Annotated in this window: 18 protein-coding genes; 6 read left to right on the top strand and 12 right to left on the bottom strand. The window is 41.3% G+C overall.

Annotated features, from left to right (window positions below):
• Positions 1-158: 158 nt before the first annotated feature.
• The 5 genes from G6Q06_RS03195 to G6Q06_RS03175 are packed head-to-tail and all read left to right on the top strand — an operon-like array spanning position 159 to position 3,509.
• Positions 159-779, top strand: coding sequence for an MBL fold metallo-hydrolase (locus tag G6Q06_RS03195; RefSeq protein ID WP_205435820.1), 621 nt, complete (start codon positions 159-161; stop codon positions 777-779).
• Between the two features lie 8 nt (positions 780-787).
• Positions 788-1,558 carry a HesA/MoeB/ThiF family protein gene (locus G6Q06_RS03190; protein ID WP_163565697.1) on the top strand — a complete coding sequence of 257 codons (771 nt, stop codon included), beginning with the start codon at positions 788-790 and terminating at the stop codon, positions 1,556-1,558.
• Between the two features lie 21 nt (positions 1,559-1,579).
• Positions 1,580-2,350: a flagellar motor stator protein MotA gene (gene motA / locus G6Q06_RS03185; protein WP_163498815.1), complete on the top strand. Its 771-nt coding sequence runs from the start codon at positions 1,580-1,582 to the stop codon at positions 2,348-2,350.
• Positions 2,350-3,123, top strand: a complete 774-nt coding sequence (gene motB, locus G6Q06_RS03180; protein ID WP_205435819.1) for a flagellar motor protein MotB — start codon at positions 2,350-2,352, stop codon at positions 3,121-3,123. Before motA ends, motB begins: the two co-directional genes overlap by 1 nt.
• A complete protein-coding gene (locus G6Q06_RS03175) occupies positions 3,120-3,509 on the top strand; it encodes a hypothetical protein (RefSeq protein WP_240329183.1) in 390 nt (129 codons plus the stop codon). Before motB ends, G6Q06_RS03175 begins: the two co-directional genes overlap by 4 nt.
• Here G6Q06_RS03175 and G6Q06_RS03170 read toward each other — a convergent pair.
• From G6Q06_RS03170 to flhA, 12 genes are all read right to left on the bottom strand, one after another.
• The gene (locus tag G6Q06_RS03170; protein WP_163534584.1) at positions 3,506-4,228 is read right to left on the bottom strand and encodes an HpaA family protein; all 723 of its coding nucleotides are present in this window, start codon (positions 4,226-4,228) and stop codon (positions 3,506-3,508) included. The genes G6Q06_RS03175 and G6Q06_RS03170 overlap by 4 nt on opposite strands.
• Positions 4,229-4,338: 110 nt before the next feature.
• A complete protein-coding gene (gene glnA, locus G6Q06_RS03165; protein ID WP_163565696.1) occupies positions 4,339-5,778 on the bottom strand; it encodes a type I glutamate--ammonia ligase in 1,440 nt (479 codons plus the stop codon).
• A 41-nt stretch (positions 5,779-5,819) separates the two neighbouring features.
• The gene (locus G6Q06_RS03160; protein WP_163565695.1) at positions 5,820-7,877 is read right to left on the bottom strand and encodes a carbon starvation CstA family protein; all 2,058 of its coding nucleotides are present in this window, start codon (positions 7,875-7,877) and stop codon (positions 5,820-5,822) included.
• Positions 7,878-8,196: 319 nt separating this feature from the next.
• Entirely contained in the window at positions 8,197-8,715 is a 519-nt protein-coding gene (locus G6Q06_RS03155) for a glycosyltransferase family 25 protein (protein ID WP_275896948.1), read from the bottom strand.
• Positions 8,716-8,726: 11 nt separating this feature from the next.
• Positions 8,727-9,002: a lipopolysaccharide biosynthesis protein gene (locus G6Q06_RS03150; RefSeq protein WP_163565693.1), complete on the bottom strand. Its 276-nt coding sequence runs from the start codon at positions 9,000-9,002 to the stop codon at positions 8,727-8,729.
• A gap of 172 nt (positions 9,003-9,174) precedes the next feature.
• A complete protein-coding gene (locus G6Q06_RS03145) occupies positions 9,175-9,999 on the bottom strand; it encodes a 4-hydroxy-3-methylbut-2-enyl diphosphate reductase (RefSeq protein ID WP_163564320.1) in 825 nt (274 codons plus the stop codon).
• Positions 9,989-11,308: a 3-phosphoshikimate 1-carboxyvinyltransferase gene (aroA, locus tag G6Q06_RS03140; protein WP_205435816.1), complete on the bottom strand. Its 1,320-nt coding sequence runs from the start codon at positions 11,306-11,308 to the stop codon at positions 9,989-9,991. The genes G6Q06_RS03145 and aroA overlap by 11 nt, the downstream gene beginning before the upstream one ends.
• Positions 11,305-13,590: a YtpR family tRNA-binding protein gene (gene ytpR / locus G6Q06_RS03135; protein ID WP_240329182.1), complete on the bottom strand. Its 2,286-nt coding sequence runs from the start codon at positions 13,588-13,590 to the stop codon at positions 11,305-11,307. Before ytpR ends, aroA begins: the two co-directional genes overlap by 4 nt.
• Complete coding sequence (gene pheS, locus G6Q06_RS03130; RefSeq protein ID WP_205435814.1) at positions 13,591-14,604, bottom strand: phenylalanine--tRNA ligase subunit alpha; 1,014 nt, start codon at positions 14,602-14,604, stop codon at positions 13,591-13,593.
• Positions 14,594-15,277 carry a hypothetical protein gene (locus G6Q06_RS03125; RefSeq protein ID WP_163565691.1) on the bottom strand — a complete coding sequence of 228 codons (684 nt, stop codon included), beginning with the start codon at positions 15,275-15,277 and terminating at the stop codon, positions 14,594-14,596. Before G6Q06_RS03125 ends, pheS begins: the two co-directional genes overlap by 11 nt.
• Before the next feature lie 25 nt (positions 15,278-15,302).
• Positions 15,303-16,394, bottom strand: a complete 1,092-nt coding sequence (locus G6Q06_RS03120; RefSeq protein WP_163565690.1) for a DHH family phosphoesterase — start codon at positions 16,392-16,394, stop codon at positions 15,303-15,305.
• 8 nt (positions 16,395-16,402) lie between these two features.
• Positions 16,403-18,598, bottom strand: coding sequence for a flagellar biosynthesis protein FlhA (flhA, locus tag G6Q06_RS03115; RefSeq protein ID WP_163565689.1), 2,196 nt, complete (start codon positions 18,596-18,598; stop codon positions 16,403-16,405).
• Between the two features lie 113 nt (positions 18,599-18,711).
• Here flhA and rpsO point away from each other — a divergent pair, with 113 nt between their 5' ends.
• Positions 18,712-18,984: a 30S ribosomal protein S15 gene (gene rpsO, locus G6Q06_RS03110; RefSeq protein WP_034376968.1), complete on the top strand. Its 273-nt coding sequence runs from the start codon at positions 18,712-18,714 to the stop codon at positions 18,982-18,984.
• Position 18,985 lies beyond the last annotated feature (1 nt).

Below are 18,985 nucleotides of genomic sequence, written 5' to 3'. Positions count from 1 at the left end.
TCTAGGTATTTACAATTTTACAGGTCTATTTTAGTTTATAAAAAGAAATTAAGTTAAACATATCCAAGCATTTTATGGTATCTATAGCCCCTTTATTGAGTAAAAATGGCTATTGCACTTTGGCTAAAAATTTGTTAGAATGGAGCAAAGGATTTTTAATGCAAATTCAAGTCCAAGCCTTTGGGGATACGCAAACAAATTGTTATATTTTGCGCCTTGAGCAAGGAGATTTAGTTATTGATCCGGGGCTGGGGGCTACTTCTTGGGTGCTTGAAAAAAGCAAAAACCCTTTGGCCATTCTCATCACACACGGGCATTATGATCATATCTGGGATGCCCATGCACTTAAAAAAGCTTGGCCCCTTGTACCTCTTTATGCCCCTCAGGCTGATGTTTTCATGCTCACCTCTGATTGTTTTAATTTAGGCCTTACCCCGTGTAAAGAAGAGGATATAATAGGCATAGAGTGCACTAAAAGTTCTTATAGCTTTGAAATAGCAACTATCCCCATTACTTACTGGCATTTTCCGGGGCATACCCCGGGCTGTTGCATGATAGAAGTGGGTGGGGCTTTTTTCAGCGGGGATTTTATTTTTTATAGAAGCATTGGTCGCTATGACTTTCCCTTTTCTGATCCTAAGGAAATGCGCGCCTCTCTGCTACGCTTTCAGGATTTACAAAGCGAGGACAAACCCCTTTATCCCGGGCATGGACAGCCCACTAGTTTAAAAGCCGAACAACCACACATGCGGGCTTGGATTGCACATATCAACCCTTAAGGACTGTAATGACAGAGGAACAAAAAGAGCGTTATAAACGGCATTTGATGCTTGAAGATGTAGGGGAGGAGGGGCAAGAAAAATTATTAAAGGCTAGCGTACTTGTCATTGGAGCAGGAGGGCTAGGCTCGCCTAATACGATGTATTTAACCGCAGCCGGGATTGGGCGCATTGGGGTATTAGATTTTGATATTATTGAATTAAGCAACTTACAGCGCCAAATTATCCACACCACAGCCGAAATTAATAGTTCAAAAGTACAATCAGCCGAGCGTAAAATGCTTGCTCTTAATCCAGAGACTCAAGTGGAAACTTACTTTGATAAACTCAACGCCTCTAACGCTCTTAAAATTATCCAAAACTACGATTTTGTCATTGACGCAACAGATAATTTTGCGGGTAAATTTTTAATCAACGATGCTTGCGTACTAGCTAACAAACCCTTTAGCCACGCCGGGATTTTCAAACACCGCGGACAGACGATAACGGTTTTACCTAAAAGAACGGCTTGTTTTGCCTGTGTCTTTGAAGAGCCTCCTGAATTAAAAGCACAGGGCATGTTTAAAGCCGGACTCTTTGGGGTGGTACCCGGTATTGTAGGCTGTATCCAAGCTTCAGAGGCGATTAAATATTTCTTAGGTTTTCCGCTTTTGACTAACCAAGTTTTGCATGTGGATACCAAAAACATGGAATTTAGAAAAATTAGCGTACAAAGAAATGTAAAATGCCGTGTGTGCGGGGAAAATGGCATTAAAACCCTGAGCGATTACCCGCAATAATTAAGAAAGGGCAGTAGTTTTATGGATTTATCATCACTCTTGGGTGTGATTTTAGCCCTTACGGCTATTTCTGTGGGGGATTTGTTAGAGGGGGGTAACCCTATCCATGTGGTGCATTTAAGCTCTATTATCATCATTGTACCCACTACGCTATGTGCGGCTATGGTCAGTACCCATGCCCGCTATGTTAAGGCTGCTTTTAAAGAAATTAAAATTGTGTTTTTAAACCCAAAGGTTGATTTGCAAGAGACGATTAGAAATATCGTAGAGTTTTCTACAATGGCTAGAAAAGATGGGGTACTCTCGCTTGAGTCTAAAGTTAGCCAGATTGAGGATGATTTTACCCGCAATGGGTTTTCTATGATTGTTGATGGTAAGGATATTAAATCTGTGCAAGAAAGCCTAGATGTAGCCATTGAAGAGTTAGAAGAGTATTATCACGGCGCGGCGCATTATTGGATCACAGCTGGCGAGTCAGCGCCTACTTTTGGGTTAGTGGGGGCGGTGCTAGGCTTGATGCTTGCCTTGCAAAAACTAGATAACCCCCAAGCAATGGCGCTAGGCATCGCTGGGGCCTTTACAGCAACCGTAACCGGAATTACTTGTGCTTATGCGCTCTTTGGTCCTTTTGGTAATAAACTTAAAAGCAAGGCTAAAGACATTCTTAAAGAAAAAGTGGTGATTTTAGAGGGCATTGTAGGGATTGCCAATGGGGATAACCCACGGGATTTAGAGATGAAGCTTTTAAATTATATCGCCCCGGGCGAACCTAAAAAGTCGCAGTTTGAATAATGGCTGCTAAAAAAGCTAAACCGGTTGAATGCCCTGCTGGAGAGCGCTGGGCTGTTCCTTATGCTGATTTTCTCTCTTTATTACTAGCGCTTTTTATCGCGCTTTATGCCATTTCTGTGGTGAATAAATCTAAGGTTAAGGCGTTAAAAAAAGAATTTCTTAAAATCTTTGATTATGCACCTAGACCTGATTCTGTGCAACCTGTTATCACCATTCCACCCGCTCCGGGGGATACTCAAACTAGCATGGAAACAGAGTCAAGTAAAGCTAATGAAAATTCTAATCGCTCCCAAGTTACCATTAGCAAAGTAGGACAAGGCGCGATTTTAGAACAAATAGCCCAAGGTGTGGTTTTAAAGCTACCCTCTTCTCTTCTTTTTGAAAATTCTTATGATGATACGATCAATGCGACTATGCGCGAGTATATCCACCGCATCGCTAAGATTATCCACGCACTCCCCGATCAAGTAGACATTAATGTACGCGGGTTTACAGATAATACACCCCTCCCCTCCAATTCAAGGTTTAAAGATCACTACGCCCTTGCTGCTAGCCGTGCTTACAAAGTCATGAAAGTCTTGCTTAGCGATGGAATCGATCCGCAAAAACTCTCTTTTACCTCCTATGGCAAGAATGATCCCATTGTCCCTAATAACAGCCTAGAGGAACGCATGCAAAATAACCGCGTAGAGATTTTCTTCCATGCCGATCAACAAAGCGTTGTGAAAATCCGCTCAATTTTAGATCGCAATTTTGGTAGCGAGAATAATTGATCCGTTTTCTTTGTTTTCTTTTTGTCCCTCTTTTGGCTCTGCCAACCGGTGAGCAGTTACTCAGAGAAGAGCAAATGCAACTACCCAAAAACCCCGTTCAAGCCCTCTTTTTTAGCCAAAGACAACCTTATACTTCTTGGAGTAAAAAGTATGGAGTTTACCGCACCAAACACATTTTAGAAATTGAAGCACTGGTTAAACAAGTGCATATCAATAAAATTAGCTTAAACCGCGGTCATTGCGCTCTCTTGCCTATTTTACCTAGCTATGTTTTGAGTTTGCATGAAAAAATGCGCTATGAAGTCTTTTGTGAGGGGGCACTGCGCGTAGAAATTGATACTGACTTTGGTACGCAGGTATTACACCTGCAAGAGGATTTACCCTAATGGCTCTTTTTAAATTTTTGCACTAAATAGTTATAGCGCATGAGATCATCGCTTCTAAGTTTGCGGCTGATTTTCTCAACCCCTTGGGCATAAATCTGTGATAAAATCTGATACACATTGCTATCAAATCCGCTACCATGTATAGGCGTAACCACACTAACAGGCATATAACCCCCCGATGAAGTTCTTTCTTGGCGCACGGTAACCCGCGTTCTTACCTGATAACCGGGCAATTCTAAACTAGCTTGATCTAGAGCCTTTTGACTCTTAGGTTCTAGAATTTTAAGCTCTAAAAAGCCCATAGACAAATTGCTATTTTTACCCTCAAGCCCCCCATTGCGTAATCTATCCTCCCTTAAACTAATGTCTTCTAAAACCTTAACATCTCCACTCACTTCTACAAGAACATACCCTTGATCTTGTTCAGTAGCGCTAAGAGGTGTATGGGCTACTGCAACAGAAAAACCCCTTTTTTCTAAAATCATCTGGATTTGATCGAGCATGGAATCTTTAAAGCCTTGTTGCATATTAGCGGGTACATTTTTACTAAAAGTGATGTGCATAGGGGCTAATAAAACCAATAAATGGTTTTTAGGCTGTGGCTTTTCATTAGACTCGTAATAAGAAAATGGAATAGGCCCTTCTGCATGTTTATCTGCCTTAAACCCACAGCCCACACCCAATAAAAGTACAAATAAAGCTAAGACTATCTCTTTCATGGCCATCCTTAATTAGCGTTTTTTAAAGAAACGGGCAATGATTTTAACAGCCCGCATAAAAAGCTTAAATTTGCTGTAGCTATCCTTAAAAGAACTGCCTCTTTTACGCATTAGCAAGAATAGGTGGTTTTAAATTCAAAGGGGTGTGGGCGGCTCTCCCAAGGGAATACCTCAGATTTAAATTTAAAACTCTGGTAGGTTTGGATAAATTCCTCACTAAAGACCTCGCCCTTTTTAAGATATTCTTTATTGGCTAGCATTTCCTCAAGCGCACTTCTAAGGGTGTGGGGTAATTGTTTGATCCCCTTCTCTCGGATTTCATCTAGGGTGAGTTTAAACAAATTCATATCCATAGGTTTTCCCGGATCGCTTTTTTGTGCAATCCCTTCTAAGCCTGCCATTAAAATAGCTGCAAAAGCCAAATAGGGGTTAGATGAGTTGTCTGGAAAGCGCAACTCAAAACGCGCAGCCTTGCCCTGTGCCCCATAAGGAATGCGCACACTTGCGCTGCGATTTTGTGCTGAATAAGTCAAAATAGAGGGGGCTTCAAAACCCGGGATGAGTCGTTTATAAGAATTACTAGAGGCATTAGTAAAGGCTGCTAGCCCTCTGGCATGCCTAAGTACCCCGCCTAAAAAGTGTAAAGCCATTTGGCTTAAATTTTTATACACATCTCCGCTAAAAAGATTTTGCCCCTCTTTCCATAAACTCACATGGGTGTGCATGCCACTTCCATTATCTCCATGCAAGGGTTTTGGCATAAAAGTAGCGGTTTTGCCATTAAGATGAGCCACCATTTTAACCACATATTTAAGTTTTTGTACATTGTCTGCAGCCTCTACAAGATTACCAAAACGCACCCCAATCTCACACTGCGCCTGCGCCACTTCGTGGTGTACCACATAAGTTTCAAGCCCCACTTGATTTAAAACTTTGACAATCTCAGCGCGGATATCTACAAGCGTATCTGTGGGGGGGGTGGGCAAATACCCGCCTTTATGCCCTGTTCTGTGGCCAAAATTCACTCCCCCCTCAAAACTGCGATCGCGATTCCATTCGCCCTCTTCTGTATCAATCTCATAATACTGGCAGTTAGCGCTATTTTTAATCTTAATAGAATCAAAGATGAAAAACTCGTTTTCTGCGCCAAAGTAGGCGATGTCGGCTATGCCTAAATCTTGTAGGTGTTTTAAAGCCCGTTTAGCAATGCTTCTTGGGCATTTTTCATAATCCTGCTCCTTATACACATCCCACACATCGCAGAAAACCACCGCCGTAATGTCTGCACTGAAAGGATCTAAAAAGTAGCGGATTAAATCGGGCTTTAAAATCATGTCTGAGCGATCGATGCTTTGCCATGCTGGAATGGAGCTTGCGTCAAAAGGAATTCCTTTTTGCAGCAAATCCTTATCCACCCCGCCAACAGAATAACCCAGATGATTCCAAGTACCTTTCACATCAGTAAATCTAAAATCTACAAACTCCACTTCTTTTTCTTTGCAAAATTGCAAAAACTGCGCCACATCAGCATCGCTATTATGTCTATCCATTGCATTCCTTAAGTATTTTTCCTCATTTTAACATGGCATAGCTAATTTTTAGAGGGTACAAAAACAGACTCTGCAAGCGGGGGCGCTATTTTGCCAAAATAGGCGTTATAGCAAATGTACAAACCCACACAAAGTACACAAAACGCCACACACATGAAAAAAAGGCAAAGAATGGCATCTATGCTATGGTTAAAAATGGCCTGCTTAAGCTGGCTTATTTGCTTTAAATCTGTGGTGTAGGCGAGTTTTTCTTTTAAAGCTTGGATTGTAGCCACATGGGAGACTTTATTAAGCACGGCGTCCTCTCCTCTTGGCCAAATCTTTAACACCCCGCTATAAAAGGTAATAGAAAGGATAAAAAAGGCAGGTAATGCCGTAGTTAGGGCGTATTTAAAGCGTTGCATTTTAAATAAAATGGTGGTGCACAAGATTAAAGCCATGCCGGCTAACATCTGGTTACTCACTCCAAAAAGAGGCCAAAGGGTGTAAATCCCGCCTTTAGGGTCTAAAATGCCTTGATATAAAAAATACCCCCAGAATACGACGGCTAGAAAAGTGGCTAAAATACCTGCACTATAAGACTTGTGATTACCAAGAGGTTTATAAAGATGGCCTAGCATGTCTTGGATCATAAAGCGCGCGCTACGGGTGCCGGCATCTACAGCGGTTAAAATAAAAAGAGCTTCAAAGAGGATAGCAAAATGATAGCCAAAGGCCATAATAGAGGGGTGGCCTAAAAGCTGGTAGAGTAATAAACTTAACCCGATAGCAAAGGTAGGTGCGCCTCCTGTACGGCTTAAAATGCTTTGTTCGCCTATGTTTTGGGTGAGGGTTTTAATTTCCTCAGGTGTGATAGAAAAGCCCCAAGAACTAATCACCTTAGCCGCTTGGGCTAGATTATTGCCTATGCTTTTTTCGGGGGCATTGATAGCAAAGTACAATCCGGGGTGTAAAATAGCAGCCATTAAAAGAGCCATTAAAGCCACTACAGATTCCATAAGCATCGATCCATAGCCCACTAAACGGGCATGGCTTTCTTTATCAATGATTTTAGGGGTGGTGCCGGAAGCAATGAGGGCATGAAAGCCGCTAATTGTCCCGCAAGCAATCGTGATAAATAGAAAGGGAAAGAGCGCACCGGCAAAAACAGGGCCATTGCCATTGATAAAAGAGGTGAGTTTGGGAATGTGCATGGGCGGGGCAACAAAAATTAAACCAAGAGCCAAGGCAAGCACCACCCCGATTTTTAAAAAGGTGCTTAGATAATCCCTTGGGGCGAGTAAAAACCACACGGGTAAAATAGAGGCGATAAAGCCATAGCCCATAATGCCCCATGCAAGGGTACTTGCCTTGAGGGTGAAATAAGAGGCTAATAATGCATTGCTGGCTACAACCTTGCCATAATAGATTGCTAAAAATAAAAGAATCAAACCTAAAGCTGAGCTTTCTAGTACTTTGGGTCTAAAAAAGCGGGTATAGAGGCCCATAAGAATAGCAATGGGAATTGTACAAGAAATGGTAAAAAGCCCCCAAGGTGAGTGGGCTAGGGCCTTAACCACCACCATAGCTAAAATAGCGATGATAATAACCATGATGGCTAAGGTAGCTAACATCGCTAAAGAACCCACAAAAGGACCCATCTCCTCTTTAATCATCTCGCCTAGAGAGTGCCCACTGCGCCGCATAGAGACAAAAAGCACCACAAAATCATGAACACAACCTCCTAGCACGCTGCCTATTAAAATCCAAAGTACAGAGGGCAAATAACCCATCTGTGCGGCTAGAATGGGTCCTACTAAAGGCCCAGCTCCAGCAATAGCAGCAAAATGATGCCCAAAAGTTACAGCCTTATGTGTGGGGATAAAATTTTGTCCGTCATGAAGCACATGGGCGGGGGTGGCGCGTTTGTCATTAAGCTCTAAAACCTTGAATGCTATAAAATGGCTATAGAAACGATAACCTAAAGTGTAAATACACACCGCCGCGCACACTAGCCAAAGCGCGTTAATGCTCTCGCCCTTATGCAAAGCCAAAACCCCCAAACACACAGCCCCCACTAAAGCCAAAAGCCCCCAGAGTAAAGAGATCACCGCTTGCATCGTTTGCCTTATCTTAAAAATAAAATCTTATTGTGCTCTTTGTTAGTAAATATTTTAGGGAGGGTGGTCTTTGTGTTTAAAAAAAGGGAGAAAGAACTAAAAACCACGAATTTGACTTCTTTTAATGATCCAAATGTTTTACCATTTTAGCATGGCTGATTTGACATAACCAAGAGATAGGGGTAAAACCTATAAATTAAAACTAAATAAAGCCAGAGACGCAAGTATAAAAAATGCGCCTTAATATAATGTATCAAGATGATGTTTAACTCGTAGCAAAGTAAGATTAGTAGCAACTTAATGGAGTATTTTATAATTGCTAGTGTGGGTAGAATCTAGGAAAATAGCGCCACCAAATTTTATGCATAAGTTGCAGGGAGGGAGAAAGAGATCGTTCTAGGTGCTGAATTTGGCTAGAGTACAATCCGCCATCTTTAATAGCAAAAGGCTTGATAACCAAATTAGGGATTTTATGCAGATGGTAGGCATCCATGAGCCAATCTACAGATACATGAAAAAAGCGGGAGGCTTTAATGAAAGCAGTAGCTGCTTGGGGTGTGAGTACATAGCCTTGTGTACCTATACCATTGTATACCCCTATAATTTCATGGATTTGTTTAAAAGGGGTGGGTTTGGTTTTTGTGTGCTTCCATGAGTAGTTTAATCTAACATAGTACAGACCTCGTATTTCTTTTTCTAAAAAATCAAGGGCTTCAAAAAAAGAGGATTCTATTTCTATATCGTCTTCTAGCACGCAAATAGGGGTGTTATGACAGAGGCAATATTGCCACAGAGCATAATGGCTAGCAAAACAGCCCAGTTCTGCTAAAGACATGATTTTTCCGCGTTTTAATAGGGCAATAAAGTGGGCTTGTAGATAATCTTTGAAAGTGGGGGGGAGGCGATCTCTTTTTGTACAAAAACAGGCTGTAGATACGCTTTAATAAGCGGGTGCAAGGCTTCACTTGTGGGCTTATCCGGATCTACTCTAGCATAGATGGCATCAAAAACCTTCACCTCATGTTTAGGGTGTTTTAAACTTTTTAGCAGAGGGCTAATATCGCGTGGTTCTAACCCAAACTTTTTACAAGTAGCATCGCTTAGGTGGACTATAAAAATTTGCATTTTCAAACCTTTCTTAGAAAAGAGGACAAAGTATAGTCAAAATTCTTTGAAGACTAGGCTTAGCTCAGGCTAATACCTGTTATGATTCATACACCACTTCTAACAGGTTGGGATTAATACTATTAGTTTTTGGCTGTAAACGCTAATTACCTTTTTAAAAACACAAATAGCCCTAAAATCCCAAAATCTTTTCTCGCACCCCCTCAATGATCCAATCAGGAGTAGAAGCCCCTGCACTAATGCCACAAAGCTTTTTGCCCATAAACCAAGTGGGATCTAAATCTTTAAAATCCTCTACTAGGTAGCTATCTGCACAAAATTCTTTAGCGATGTTAAAAAGTTGTTTGGTGTTTGAAGAGGTCTTACCCCCTACTACAACCATAATATCTACCTCCTGACTTAGCTCTTTTACGGCTTCTTGGTTTTCAAAGGTGGCATTACAGATCGTGTTAAAAATGCGCACTTCAGCACAATGCACAATTAAAAAAGAGGCAATTTCTAAGAGCTTAGGGGTTTGTTTGGTGGTTTGAGAGACAAGCGCTACTTTTTTAGAAAGTTTTTGGGTGTAAAGCTCTTCTAAAGAATTGATCACTAAGGGCGGGGTGTGTGCATAACTAATCACCCCTTTAACCTCAGGGTGGTTAGCATCGCCAAAGATCACAATCTGATAGCCCTTAGCGCTCATTTTTTCTACAATTTGCTGGGGTTTGATCACATAAGGGCATGTCGCATCAATGATATGTGCGCCCTTTTCCTTAAGCAAAGTCAAATCGTTTTTAGGAATGCCATGGGTGCGGATAATCACATGGCTATTAGACTCAATAGCACTCACATTTTCTTGTACCTTAACATTAAAATTTTGCTCAAGCCTTTTAATTTCTTTAGGATTATGAATCAAAGACCCTAGAGTTACACTATTTTTATTCTTTTGGGCAATTTCAATAGCCCGTTTCACGCCAAAACAAAAACCATAATTTTTAGCCATTTTAACTTGCATGCACTGCCTTAATGGGGGTGATTTGGTTTAAAATCTCTTGAAACTTAGGGAAGGAAATAGCCATGCACTCTGTATTTTTAATCTCCCCTCCGCAGGCTAAAAGCGCTATTGCAAAACTTAAGGCGATTCGATGATCGTTAAAACTCTCTAGGGGTTCTTGAGGGCTTTTTAAAGTCCCCCCTTGAATGCTAAAGCCATCTTTAAAGGCTTGGCACTCTACTCCCATTTTTTTTAGATTAGCTAGCGTAGTAGTGATGCGATCGCTTTCTTTAACGCGTAGCTCCTGCGCATTTTTAACCACACTCACCCCCTCAGCCACCGCCATAGCCACCGCCAAAGCGGGTAATTCATCAATTAAAAAGGCAATATTGCTCTCTAAGTTAATGGCTTTGAGAGGGGCATGTTTAACATAAATATCTCCTACCTCTTCTGCGCCCATGGTTTCTGTGGGAATGTAGCTTATCTGTGCGCCCATTTTTTCTAAGACTTTGAAGGCTTCTATACGCGTGGGGTTTAAAAGTACCCGTTTTAAAAGCACTGCACTTTGAGGCACAAGCATCACCGCTAGGGCAAAATAAAAGGCGCTAGAAGGATCGTTTGGAATGTGCCAAGAAAAAGATTCTAAGGGTTTATTTAAGGGCTCTAAAAAGATTGTCTGTTTATTCATTTTAAGATTAGCGCCCAAAGTTTGTAGCATTAATTCGGTATGGTTACGACTCAAAGATGGCTCTTTGAGAGTGCTAGCGCTTTTAGCCTGCAAAGTAGCCAACAAAAGAGCGCTTTTAAGCTGGGCAGAGGCAAGCGGGCTAGCATAGTTAATCCCTTGTAAAGGTGTACTTACAATACTAAGCGGGGCCAAAGTATCATGTGCTCTACCTCTTATCTGTGCGCCCATTTGTTTTAAAGGCATAACCACGCGCCCCATAGGCCGCTCACTCAAAGAAGCATCGCCTATTAAAATATAATGGTTTTGTTGGGTACTACTACTGCTTAATAGACCGCTTAAAAGGCGCATGGTTGTGCCTGAATTATGGCAATGGAGCACTTTTTTAGGTTCGTTGAAGTGTAAAAATTGTTTAGGGGGGATGAGTTTAAGTATATTAGGCGCTTCTTTTTGCACTCTAAGTCCTAAGGCCTTCACAATACTTAATGTACTCAAACAATCCTGTCCCATGAGTAGGTCTTGTATAAAACAGGGTTTATTAGTAAAAAGGGCGCATAAAAGTACGCGATGACTCAAAGATTTATCCGTGCTTAGCTCTTTTAACTCTAGATCAAAACTTTTAGCCGGGCTAATGTGCAAGATCATTTGAGTTTAGCCTGAAAGTGTTGTTCAAGTACGCGTAAAGACTGCCCAACGACTTCTTCTATAGCAACATCATTTAAAGCCTCTTGAGATTGGATTTTAAGACGCAAACTCAGAGCTATTTTGTGGGCATCTTCGGGGTAAATATCTAAAGGAAAGACTTCTTGTAGGTGGGTAATGTCTGCCTCTAAAAGTTTATCTTTAATCTCTGCAAAGATACAATCTTTAGCCACTATCACTGTTAAATCCCGTAAACTAGTGGGCATTTTAGAAAACGCCTCAGCTTGATAAGCTTTAGCAACAAGTAAAGCGCTATTAATTTCAGCAATAAAGCCCTCTAATAGATCTTCTTGTTGGATCATTGCTGGGTGAATCGCACCCAAAAAGCCTAAAGAGTGCCCATCTTTAAAAATACGCGCGCTTTGGTGGGGGTGATAGGTGGTGTTTAAAAAGGGGTGATCTTGATACTCTTTTGTACTAAGAGGTTTGAGATCAAAAGGGCCTATGATTTGGGAGAGTGTACGCGCAAAGCTATAAAAATCCCAAGGTATTCCTTTAGGGTTTGGGTAGTGGGGGGTAATTTGTAATCCACATGCTAGAAAAGCCAAACTTTGCCCCTCCTCTCTTTGGGCATTGTAGACACTGCCTAACTCAAAAAGAGCGATGTTTTTAAAACCCAAGTTTTTATTGCGTTTGCTCGCTTCTAAAAGCCCGGGGATTAAAGAGGTACGCAGGGTGTTAAGATCGCTACTAATGGGATTAAGTAAGTCTAAATGTTCTTGCAAAGTTGGATAACCTAGCTTTTCTAAATTTTCTTTTTTGGTAAAGAGATAGTGCACCACCTCATTAAATTGTAAGGCTAGGGCTTTATAGGCTAACTGGCGCTCAAAGAGAAAACGAGTGTAGTGGGGGTTATTAATTTCTTTTTCAAAAAGAGGTAGGGGGGTAGAGGGGATTTTATCTAGGCCTACAAAGCGCAATACTTCCTCTGCAATATCCTCCTCAAGCGTAACATCATGGCGATCTAGTGGGATTTGTACAATTAAGCTAGAATTTTGAGATTGCACCTTAAAACCCAAAGCTTCTAAGACATTTTGGATTTTCTTATTAGAAAGTCTTAGGCCTAAAATCTTGGCGATTTTTACAGCGCTTATCTCTAGGGTTTTAGGATTTAGTGGGGGGCTTAAAAAGCGCAAATGCAAAGAAAAGGGAATTTCAAAGCGCTTTAAAAGAGCCTGCAAAATGCCAAAAGCTAAACCCACATGAGGATTACTCCCGCGTGTGGTGCGCTGGGTTAGGGCGTTGTGTTCTAGATTGTGCGCGTGTAATCTAGTGGCTATGTAGTTAGGGTCTAAAAAACTAGCCTCTAATAAACAATCTAAATCTTGTGTTTGGGTGGAGGAAATAGCGATGTTAGAGAGCTCTTTTTGAGCGTCAAAAATTCGCACAAAACCTAAAGAATCTTTTTGGATATTTAAAGAGGTATGCGCAGGGTAGGCATGCACAACAATACCACTTAAATAGGTGGTGTACTCTAAAAGGTTAGAGAGGGGGTTTTTTTGCAAATTATTTTGCAGGGCTAAAGTGAGTAAAATTTCTAAGGGCAGATACGGGTTTTCTAACTTAAAGGAGGCATAACCTAAAGCAAGGGGCAGATTTTGTGGAAGGCTTAAGGAAAGCGGGTCTTGCAAAGGGGGGATTTGTGGCAGAGTGAGTTTTAAAGAATACAGGGCTGCGATCTCTTTAGCTAGGCCTAAAACACTTAAACAATCCCCGCGATTAGGTGTAATGGCAATGTCTAAAAGTACGCCTTGAAAAAAATCAAGTTGATCAAGCGGGGTACCGGGCACTAAGGGGCTTTTATGTAAACTATTATCTAAAATTAAAATCCCCTCATAGAGAAAAGGCAAGCCTAATTCTTTGGCTGAGCAGATCATGCCAAAACTCTTTATCCCGCGAATTATGCTAGGTTTAATGTGCGTACTAATAGCTGGCAAATATGCCCCCTCTAGCGCTAGAGCCACAAATTGCCCCGCCTCTACATTATGCGCCCCGCACACAATTTCTAAAACCTGCGATCCGCTATCAACCTGACAAAGGCTTAATTTCTCAGCGTTGGGGTGTTTTTCTTTTGTTAGCACCTTTGCGACCACGACATTTTGCCAGCTAAAAAAGCGCCTGCTTTCTACCTCTAGCCCACGCGCGGCTAAATCCTCGCTAAGTTGTAAAATATCTGGCGTCTTTGTATCTAAAAAATAATTTAGGTGGGCGGTGTGTAGTAACATTTAAAAGGCCTTTAAAAAGCGCAAATCTGTTTCAAAGAAACTACGCAAATCATTAATCCCGCAAGAGAGCATCGCAAGCCGTTCTATCCCTAGCCCAAAGGCATACCCGCTAACATCTTTCAAGCCCACATTCTTAAAAACAGCAGGGTGTACACAGCCTGCTCCTAAAACCTCAAGCCAACCGCTTTGTTTGCACACCTTGCACCCCTTTTGCTTGCAAAAAACACAGCTAATATCTACCTCTGCGCTAGGTTCTGTAAAAGGAAAAAAGCTAGCACGCCAACGCACCTTAATTTCTCCAAAAAAGGCCTGTAAAAATTCCTCTAAAATGTGCTTGAGATGCCCAAAATGCACCCTCTTATCCACCACTAACCCCTCTACTTGAGAAAACATGGGTGTGTGGGTGGTGTCGTGATCGCGCCTAAAAGTATGCCCAATGGCAATCATTTTAAGCGGAGGGTTTTGGCTTTGCATGGCATGGATTTGAGCCGGTGAGGTGTGGGTACGCAAAAGCTTAGCATCTTTAAAATAAAAGGTATCTTGCATGGCGCGAGCGGGGTGATGAGGAGGGATATTAAGCGCACTAAAATTATAAAAATCATCTTCTATTAGTTTTCCTAAATGGAGTTTGAAGCCTCGCTGAATGAAGTGTGTGATAATGCGCTCTTTTGTGTAGTTAAGCGGATGGCCTAAACTTGCGCCAAAATGGGTATTAGCTAGGCTAGGATCAAGCTTTTCAGAGAATAACCTCTCCTCTAGCTCTAAGGCCTGTAACTCCTGCTTTTTTCTAGCATGCAGAGTGATAAAGCTCTCTTTAAATTGGTTAAGCTTAGCTGCTTGCTTGCCTTTTGCCTCAGGATCAAGGCTTTTTAAATCACTAAAGGCTTGAGCTAAGATACCCTTTTTGCCTAAAATCTTTAAGCGCAAATCCTCAAGGTCTTTAAGAGAATCAACTCTCTTAAGATATTCCAGTTGATCTTTTAGATTTTGCAAAGACTTTCCTTTAGCGTACATCTAGTTTAAAGGTGTGTGTTTCCCCCTCTAAAGACACTTTGATCATGACAACTCCGGGTGTAATCCCCCTAGAATTAATCACCACAAAGCCACCCTTTGCCTTCCCATTTACTTTTAGAGTAGAGCGTTTAAGGTAGTTAATTGCCATGATTTTAAAGGCCTGTCTTTCCTCTTGCATAATCTCTTGGGTTTGTACATCATCCATCATCATAAAGGGGCCAAACATCATGTCATAGGCTAGAAAACCCCCTTGTCCATAGTAAAACATGGAAGGACCTATGCCACTTGTTGCGATATTGCTATCCGGGGTAGCGATATTATAACTTTGTAAAATGGGTTCAAAATCATAACTGGACTTAAACATTTGTTGGAAAGTCAATACCGGCAACTCTACCCCATTTTCGCTCGCAGAAATATTAGAAGTGTCAAAATCCACCGGGCTACCCCCTATAAGTTGTGCCCCCACATATAAAACTAAGGGCGGATTATCTAGCCCCTTGAGTTTTTTTTGTGCGACTTCAATTTGTACCTTAGATTTGGCCTTGCCTGATGTGAGAACTTTAATTCCATTGTTATAACTGGTAATATTCTCTGGCCTGATTTGATAACTCGCACACCCGGTTAGAAAAAAAGCTCCTAGCAAAAAAGACAAAAAAACAGACAAACGCACCATCTCTCCTTTCTAAAGTTTAAAAAGCTCAAAAGTTAAAGCGGTTGGTAAAAAACCCCTTGCTCTCCTTTTCCTTGCTAAAAGCCCTCTCCAGTTGCTCTTTAATATCATAGTAACTAAAACTCTCTTTAAAATCCTCAATTTTTCCTCCGCTGGCGTTTTTATGCCCCCCGCCATTAAAATACTGCTGGCTTAACTGACTCACATCACATTTTCCATTAGAGCGCAAACTCACCGAACCCTTAAACCCAACATCAATATAAAAATCAAATTCAGGATTTTGGGTTAAAAAGAGATTGGCTAGTACGCTAATGCCCCCCATTGCATAACTCATAAACCCCACTTTATCCCCACAAGAGACCTTACACTCCTCTTTTTTACGCGAAAGTAAAGCCACCTGCGCATTGGAGGCAATATCATCCATGATTTCTTTATCTGGATCACCCCCTAAGGCCTGTTTTTTTAATTTAAATAAATCGTTATCAAAGAGCACAGCGCCGTTATCTTGATCGAGATAATTCAATACCTTTTCTAAGAGAATAAATTTATAAACGCGGTGTTCTTGATCAAACATGAAGCGGTTAAGCTCATGGGTGCTAGCAATCATGCGCATGCACACCTTGCCTAAATCAAAGCCAAATTCCCCTTCTTTCCAAATATCAATAGAATTAATCATCGCCACTAGTAGCTCTAATTTTTCTTTATTACTCCCCTCTTTGAGTGGATATTGCGCCTTTAGAGTTTCCCAAGTGATCTTAGAAGCGCTGCGCTCCGTGTCTAAAAAGTACCATGTATAAGCCTTAGAGGCCTCTAAACCTGTGGCGTGGTGATCAAGGAGTAGTACTTGGATTTTTTGATCAGAAAGGCGTAACGCATCGCTTTGTTCTTGTAAAAACTGCGCCTCGCTTAAAGTCAAGTTTAAATCTGTAATTAAAATTAAAATATCTCTCTCCCCTTGAGTGATAGCCTTTTTGGTATCAGTAATAATTTCATGCAATCTAGCCCCTACCTCGCGCCCATAATTAGCGTTATAAAACTTGATTTCACTAAAAAAACAACGGCTAACAAACTGGCAACCATAGCCATCTAAATCAATGTGGGATAAATGAAAAACCTGCATGCCATTCCTTAAAAGTTGATGTTAATTGTACCCAATACCTCATACTTAGCGTTGGTGTCTAATTCAGCGTGGCTAAGCACCACAATATCAATTTTAAATTGTTCCATTTTAGTTGAGAGCGGACGGCGCAACTCTGGATCAACAATTAAAATAACCGGAGCAATCCCGCGTTGTAAAATTTTCATCGATTCTGCTGAGACATTTTCTATTAATTGCTGCATCTCTGTTGCGTTTAAAAGTAAAAATTTCCCGGAGGGCTGATCTTTGAGTTTATTGAGTAAAAATTGTTCGGTAGCTGTGCTTAAAGTGAGGAGCTTAAGCGTTCCATCTTCGGATTTAAAAATATTAGTGATCACGCGTGAAAGCCTAGCGCGCACCTGTTCGGTTAGAATACCAACATCGTTTTGCACACTTGGGGCAATATCGGTGATGGTTTCTAAAATGGTGAGCATGTCTTTAATGGGGATTTTTTCATGTAAAAGTTCTTGCAGGACAGATCGAATCACCCCCGTTGGGACTTTTTTAGCCTCCTCTACAATGGCTGGATAATCATTGCTTAAACGATCTAAGAGCGATTTAACCTCATCTTTGGTGATGAATTCCTCCGCGTAACTTTTAACTAGTTCGCTGGTGTGTGTGGCAATCACGGTAGAAGGATCAATAATGGTATACCCCTGAATGATCGCCTCCTCTTTATCTTTTGGCTCAATCCAAAGCGCATCCATTCCAAAGGCCGGCTCTTTAGTAGCAATGCCCTCTATTTGCTTACCTGCAAAACCTGTATTCATCGCTAAGAAACGATCGGGCATCACGCTCCCATCCCCAATTGTAATTCCTTTGAGTTTGATCTCATAATGGGTGGGGGGGAGTTGTAAATTATCACGGATACGAATCTGGGGCATTAAAAAGCCATAGTCGCTTGCAATTTTCTTTCTAATGCCTCTAATGCGCTCAAGTAAATCCCCGCCTTGCTTGACATCGGCTAAAGAAATAAGCTGATAACCTAGCGCAAGCTCTAAAAATTCAATTTTAAGTACCTCATTAATGGCTTGCTCTTCTTCTTTTTTAATCTCTTCTGCGCTCTTTTGGGTACGCACGGGGGCTTGATCAAGGGGAGTGGATTCTTTTGGCATTAAATCTATCCCTGTTTTTTTGCCAAGCCACTTTTCAAACTTGGTAAAAAGATTGTCTTTACCCTCTCTTGAAATTAGCCATGCAATAAATAAAAATAAACTCCCCACAAAGGCCATAGAAAAAGTAGGCAACCCGGGGATACTAGCAAAAAGTAAAAGCACGCAACCCACGATCACTAAAGTTTTACTTTTATCGGTTAACTGGGTGATAAGCTTACTGGCAAAATTTTCTTCTTCATGCTGGGTGGTACGCGTAGCGACAATACCGGTTGCGGTGGCAATAATGAGGGCTGGAATCTGCCCTACTAGCCCATCGCCAATGGTTAAAATCGTAAAAGTAGAGGCGCTAAAACTCACACTCATATCTCGTTGAAACACCCCCACTAAAAACCCCCCGATAATATTAATCAGCGTGATAATAATAGAGGCAATCGCATCGCCTTTTACAAATTTACTAGCCCCATCCATTGCGCCGTAAAAATCTGCCTCTTGTGTTAAGCTTGCGCGCCTTCTTTTTGCCTCTTCGCTATCAATTAATCCGGAGTTTAAATCCGCATCAATGGCCATTTGTTTACCCGGCATGGCATCTAAAGCAAAACGGGCGCGTACTTCTGTAACACGGGTTGAGCCATTAGTAACAACTAAAAGATTAACTAACACCAAAATACTAAAAATAATCGTGCCAATAACATAATTCCCGCTTACAGTAAATTCCCCAAAGGCGCTAATAATATCACTCACTGCACTAGGGCCTTTATAGCCTTGCGTTAAAATCATGCGCGTGGTGGCGACATTAAGAGCAAGGCGGTACAAAGTTACAATTAAAAGCAAAGTAGGGAAAGCGCTAAAGTCGGTAGGTTTGGTGATATAAAGCCCGATAAGAATAATGAGCACGGAGAGGGCGATAGAAATGGTGAGTAAAAAATCTAGTAAAAAAGGGGGCAGGGGCACGATGATGATGCCTAAAATGGCAATCACAAAAGCCACAACCGTTAAATCTTTAGACTGGGTGAGTTGTCTTAAGAAAGGAAAGGTTCTTTTAAGAATGCTCTTTTGCTTATTGCTAGCCACAGACTATCATCACCTCTAATTTTGAGAAATGAAAGCCTATTTTACAATCTTTCATATAAAATTTGACTTTTTAGGTTATAATGGGCGCTTTATTTATTCTTAAGGAGCAAGTTGTGGCTTTGAGTATGGAGAAAAAACAGGAAATCACTAAACGCTTTGCAAGACAGGAAAACGATACGGGTTCTTGTGAGGTACAAATCGCGCTTTTAAGCCAAAGAATTGCCGATTTGACTACACATTTAAAAAGTAATCCCAAAGATCATTCCAGCCGTTTAGGGCTTTTAAAAATGGTAGGGCAACGCAAAAGTCTATTGAATTATTTAAAACGCACCCACCACGATCGCTACACCGATCTAACTAGCGCCTTAGGCATTAAAACCCGCTAAC

Source organism: Helicobacter suis, assembly GCF_902196135.1.
Lineage (GTDB): Bacteria > Campylobacterota > Campylobacteria > Campylobacterales > Helicobacteraceae > Helicobacter > Helicobacter suis_A.
This window is presented reverse-complemented; position numbering and strand designations above follow the sequence as displayed.